We start from the raw sequence: 557 nt of genomic DNA, 5'->3' as shown, positions 1-557 counted from the left end.
CCAGCGCCTCGGCGATCTTTCCAGCCTTTCCCTGGGCCTTTTCCTGTTCCAACGCATTCACCAACTCGACAGTCGAGAAGAAGCGTACGCGTTTGCGGTGATGCTCGATGGCCTGAACGCCGAGGGCGGTCGCGACATGGCTTTTCCCGGTTCCGGGCCCGCCGATCAGGACCACGTTCTCGGCCGCATCCATGAACTCGCACCGGATCGAATCCGGCGCCGAGCCCAGTGCATTCCTGAAATGCTGATGCGAAAGATCGATGCGGCCGACCGCCTGGTCGACGTGTCCCTGGACGAGCCCGCACCACCAATCTGCGGCTCGGCATGCGTGAGCAATCTCCGCCGCGCTATCCGGATGTCCAAGGCGGATGTGGGTGTATGCCGCGTACCCGACCACGAAGGATGCCTCCGGATGTTCGAGCGCAGCGCCTCGAAGAAAATCCATGATCTCATCCATCTCTCGCGACGAACCGCACGCGTCGTTAGGGTGACAAGTTTTTCGGTCCGGATCCACCCCAAGGCAAAGAAATCCGTCGTCGGCGAGACATCGCTCATCC

1 pseudogene is annotated in these 557 nt (G+C 61.4%); it reads right to left on the bottom strand.

The annotated features are described in order from the left end of the window. A pseudogene (locus ACNA7R_RS20605) lies at positions 1 to 205 on the bottom strand (ATP-binding protein); the annotation flags it as partial. Positions 206 to 557: the final 352 nt, after the last annotated feature.

It is taken from the genome of Natronococcus sp., from assembly GCF_047921035.1.
In the GTDB taxonomy this organism is placed as follows: Archaea; Halobacteriota; Halobacteria; order Halobacteriales; family Natrialbaceae; genus Natronococcus.
The sequence above is the reverse complement of the archived record's forward strand: the minus strand, read 5'-3'. Positions and strand labels throughout refer to the sequence as shown.